The organism is Amycolatopsis sp. NPDC004368 (genome assembly GCF_053602515.1).
The window spans coordinates 1-4,688 of the sequence record NZ_JBSGDT010000081.1 but is presented as its reverse complement, the minus strand read 5'-3'; the positions used below and the strand labels follow the sequence as shown (position 1 = coordinate 4,688).

Annotated in this window: 4 protein-coding genes; 2 read left to right on the top strand and 2 right to left on the bottom strand. The window is 67.4% G+C overall.

Going from position 1 to position 4,688, the window contains the following annotated elements; genetic code table 11:
- Positions 1-98: 98 nt before the first annotated feature.
- On the bottom strand, positions 99-236 hold the full coding sequence (locus ACWEOE_RS42010) for a hypothetical protein (RefSeq protein ID WP_452019421.1): 138 nt from the start codon (positions 234-236) through the stop codon (positions 99-101).
- A gap of 159 nt (positions 237-395) precedes the next feature.
- On the opposite strand from ACWEOE_RS42010, the gene ACWEOE_RS42005 reads away from it, so the two are divergent.
- Positions 396-1,064 carry a response regulator transcription factor gene (locus ACWEOE_RS42005; RefSeq protein ID WP_452019419.1) on the top strand — a complete coding sequence of 223 codons (669 nt, stop codon included), beginning with the start codon at positions 396-398 and terminating at the stop codon, positions 1,062-1,064.
- Positions 1,061-2,179 (top strand): sensor histidine kinase, encoded by a 1,119-nt coding sequence (locus ACWEOE_RS42000; RefSeq protein ID WP_452019417.1) that lies wholly within the window; start codon positions 1,061-1,063, stop codon positions 2,177-2,179. Before ACWEOE_RS42005 ends, ACWEOE_RS42000 begins: the two co-directional genes overlap by 4 nt.
- A 123-nt stretch (positions 2,180-2,302) precedes the next feature.
- Here the strand turns inward: ACWEOE_RS42000 and ACWEOE_RS41995 are convergent.
- The coding region (locus tag ACWEOE_RS41995; protein ID WP_452019415.1) for a Kelch repeat-containing protein at positions 2,303-4,688 on the bottom strand (2,386 nt) is incomplete at its 5' end.

Sequence of the window (4,688 nt, the reverse complement as noted above, 5' to 3'; positions counted from 1 at the left end):
GGAGCCACTCCGCGAGCGAGTGGCCGTCGCCGGACTTGCCCTCGAAGCCGGAGTAGGCGGCGGTGTACTCGCCCTTCGAGAACCCCCGGAGGCCACGATCAGCGACGCGAAACGGGCTTGGCCGGAGTGGCGATCACACCGGCGGGCACAGCCGGAACGGCGGTGCGCGCCGGGATGGCCGGCGTGAAGCTCGGGCGAGCCGGACGGATGCGGGAGGTCGGCTGGAACTTCGCCATGGTCTTGCCTCTTTCTCTTGGGGGATCATCGCCGCCGGTGTGGCGGTGACAGGTCCGAACGTTACGAAGGAGGGTGTTTCAAGGCCGTCTCGGAAAGACGATATGCGGATGAAACATCTGTCGTGCCAGAGTGAGAACCGACGATCATGGAGGTCACTCGTGCGCGTACTCGTGGTCGAGGACGAACCCGTGCTGGCAGCGTTCATCGCCGACGGGCTGAGCAGGTATGCGATGGCAGTCGACGTCGCCGAGGATGGGGTGATCGCCATGGAGAAGCTGATTGCCGATGAATATGACGTCGTGGTGCTGGATCGGGACCTGCCGGGCAAGCACGGCGACGAAGTGTGCCGCGAGCTGGCCGCCGAAAGGCTGCGAGCGAGGATCCTGATGCTCACCGCAATGGGTGACGTCCGCGAACGCGTGGCGGGGCTGCGGCTCGGCGCGGATGACTACCTGGCCAAGCCATTCGACTTCGACGAGCTCGTCGCCCGTATCGACGCGCTGGGCCGCCGCACCGGGTCCGCGGCGCCGCCGGTTCTCCGGCACGAGGACCTCGAACTCGACACGGCGCTGCGTCAAGCCGCCCAGGGCGGCCGCCACCTCTCTTTGTCTCGCAAGGAGTTCGGCGTGCTGCAAGCGCTCATGACCGCCGGTGGTGCAGTGGTCAGCGCCGAAGAACTGCTGAGCGGTGTCTGGGACGAGAACGCCGACCCGTTCACGAACGCCGTCCGCATCACGATGTCGCGTCTGAGGGCCAAGCTCGACGACCCGCAGGTCATCGAGACGGTCGCCGGTGCCGGGTACCGCTTGCGCGGACCGGCCTCGTGAGCCGCACGACCTTGCGCGCCCGGCTCACACTCATCCACACCGGATTGTTCCTCGTGGCGAGTCTGGTCGTCGTCGGCATCATCTACCTGGTGAACCGCGACAACTTCATGCGGGCGCAGAGCGCGCTTTTCGCGACATCCCGGACTCCTGATTCGGCCGATCCGGCCATCCCCGCCGTGGAGACGCCGTCGAAGCACAGCCTTCCCGGGGAAGACGCGTTGAGCGATCTCCTCTCGAGTCAACTGGTGCTGTCCGCGTTGACCTTCTTGACACTGGGTGTGGTCGCAGGCGTCCTCGGGTGGTGGCTGAGCGGGCGATTGCTCCACCGCGTGCACGTGATGACGGAGCAGGCTCGTCGCATTTCCACCGCCAACTTGCACGAACGGATCGCCTTGACCGGGCCGCGCGACGAGTTGAAGGAACTGGCCGACACGTTCGATGATCTGCTGCGCCGCCTCGATGACGCCTTCAAGGTGCAGGGCCGGTTCATCGCCAACGCGTCACATGAGCTGCGAACCCCGCTCGCCGTCACCCGTACGGTCATCCAAGTGGGCCTGTCCTCTCCGGAGCCCGATCGCGTGCGCCGCGTCCGGGAAGAGCTGCTGAAGATCAACGATCGGTCGATCGCGTTGATCGGTGGTCTGCTTCAGCTGGCCCGGGGTGAGCAGGAACTGCAGCACCGCGAACGGGTGCGGGTCGACGAACTGGTCGAGAACGTGGTGGGTGATCCGGTCGCGCACGGAGTCGCGGTCGAGCTGCGTACCCAGCCTTGTGCCGTGTCCGGTGACGAGGTGTTGCTGGGCCAGCTCTTCACCAACCTGCTCGAAAACGCTCTGCGGTACAACGTCGACGGTGGCGCGGTCTGGGTCGGAGTGACCGGCATCGGAGAATCGGTGCACTTGGAGGTGGCCAATACGGGGGCGCCTATCGAGCGCGGCAACGTCGAGCGGCTGTTCGAACCGTTCCAGCGAGGCGTCCCGCGAACTGGCGGAGGCGCCGGGCTGGGGCTGTCGATCGTGCGTGCTGTCGCCACCGCTCACGGAGGGCGAGTCGAAGCACTGCCACGGGCGGCCGGCGGCCTCACCGTCACGGTCGTACTCCCCGCGTGCCCTTGACGGAGCAGGCGTCGAGACCGCCGAAGCTCCGGCCGGCGGCGTCAGCCACAGGGAGCCGGTGGTGGTCGACAAGCGGTCCCGCTCGGGTTCTCCCGAGCGGGACCGCAATGGACAGGTGCGCGTCTAGATTTTCGGCAGCGCCACGTCGGTCACCGTGGCCGCGCCCGCCTTCACCTTCACCTGCCGGAACTGCGGCTGGTAGCCGGTGGCCGCGACGGTGACCACCAGTGGGTTGTACCCCTTGTCCAGCCACAGCCGGTAATGGCCCTGCGCGTCGGTCTTCAGGGTGTACGACACCTCGCCGCACACTCCGTTGTGGACCATCGTGCAGACCTGCACCGTGGCGTCGGCGATCCCGGCGCCCGTCGCGGTGTCGGTGACCGTGCCCGAGAGCTCGCCCCACGCCTTGGGTGCGCTGGCCTGCAGCGAAACGGGCAGGGCCGCCACGGCGTACGGGGTGTCCGTGTCGAACCCGACCGTGGCCGTGTACGTGCCGGGCTGGCTGACCTTCCCGGAATCGAACGTCACCATGACCTTTGCGCTCGCCCCGGGGGCGAGATCCAGCTCCGTAGTGCTTTCCGACAGCCAGGCGACGTCGTCGTCACCGCACTGGTCGTAGCCCGGCAGCGCCGCCGTGCTCAGCAGGTCGGAGGCCTGTGAGCCGATCTGGTAGAGCGCGCATGCCCCACGGCCACCACCGTAGGAGGCCACAGGCAGGTCCGGCAGGGCTGACCACGAATCGGTCACCGGGTCGTACTCGATTGCCTTGGCTGTTTCGGTTGCTGGAGCTTTTCCGGTCTGCGCGAGGCCTCCTGCGATCTGAAGTCGGCCGTTGGCGCCGCTGTAAGCCATGAGTGTGTCGTCGTAGGGCAGATCGGACAGCTGGGTCCACGTCCCGTTCGCGGGATGGAACGCGTACGTGGTGTGGAGGATCGACCCGATCGTGCCGTATCCGCCGGCACAGACGAGCTCGTCGTGCACTCCCGCGCAAGCTCCTTCGCCTTGGGCTTCGGGGTAGTCGGCGACCGCTGCCCAGGTGTTGTGCCCCGGGTCGTAAGACAGGACCGTCTTGACTGGGTCGGCACCGCATTTCGAGGTACAACCGCCCACGAGGTAGAGCTTCCCCCCGAGAGTGGCCGCAGTGGCTTCGTACACCGGGGCTGGGAGATCCGCGGCGCGTGACCAGCTGTCCGTCTCCGGGTGGTAGGCATACACAGTGGACACGGTGCCGTTCGCGCTCAGCCCACCCGCGACGTACAGCGTGCCGTCGAGAAAGGCGCCGGCTGCGCCCGACAAGGCCTGAGGAAGTGGCGCGATCGGTGACCACGCGGCGGTCACCGGGTCATGGACGTAGCCACGGGCGATCGGACCGGTCGCAGCCGACCAGATGCCACCCACGCTGTAGACCTTGCCCTGGTACCCGGCGATGACGTTTTGCCGGACGAATTCAGGCAGCCCGGCCATTGACTGCCAGCCTGTGGCGGCGGTCGTGGCGTCGACGCCTCTGAAACCGGTCGCGTGCTCGTTGAGCGACACGTGGAGGGGCGCTGTGCCGGTGTTGGTGAGATTGACCGGCTCGGTCGCGACCTGCCCCAGTGTTCTGCCGACGTCCAGGGAAGCCGAACCGAGTCCGAGCCGTCCCGCCTGGAGTTCGACGTTCAAGTGGGTCACCGAGTTCGGCCCGACGGTTGTCGCGAGCATGGGAGAGGTGTAGCGCGACGCCGTTGCGGTGTACCGGTGGGCGCCGGTCGTGTCGAAGAATTCGTAGAAGCCGTGGGGCAGGGCAGGGTCGTCGGGCCCCGGTGTGCTCAAACCGGAGTGGACGGCGGAGGCGGAGTCGGCCACCGTCACGTCGTCGAGGGGCTGGGCGGTGTTGGCGTCGGTGACCACGCCGGCGACCAACCCTCCGTCGTGAGCCGAGCACGAACCGATCGTGATGTCGTCGAGCTCCGCGAACGACTCGTCCTCGCCGTGGTAGCGGAACCTCAGACGCACCGACTGCTGCCCTGCAGCTTGTGGCACTGCGACGGATACCGGGCCCCGCAAGGCGTCCGCGGTCTGATGCCAGATCGTGTTCCACGTGGTGCCGCCGTCGATCGACAGATCGGCGTCGAACCCGCTTCCCTCCGACGGCAAGTACAACGCGCCGAATGAGACGACGGGAGCCGCGTCATCGCGCAGATCGGCGATCGGCGAGACGAGCGTGGTGTCCTCTGGCTGACCGCTCTGGTTGTACGGTGCTGCGAGCGCGTAGTTCCCCGTGCCGGCCAAGTTGTAGCCCGCCGTGACGCCGTCGTCGAAGGTCCAGCCGATGGTGGTGGGATCGGCGTTGGTGATCGTCCACCCGTCCTTCGGGGTGGTGCCGAGCCAGCCGTCGAAGTGCGTCAGCGCGGCGTGGCCGTAGCCGAGCGCGGTGCACGCTGTCGGGTCGACCTTGGCGCTGAAGTTCTTGCGCACGGCCGAAGTACCGACCGCCAGCGTCTGGTCGATCGGCTGGTAACCGGGCTGG

Bases quoted from the DNA above. Each gene is read 5' to 3' on its own strand.
- ACWEOE_RS42010 (WP_452019421.1), bottom strand. From the start codon at position 236: ATGGCGAAGTTCCAGCCGACCTCCCGCATCCGTCCGGCTCGCCCGAGC.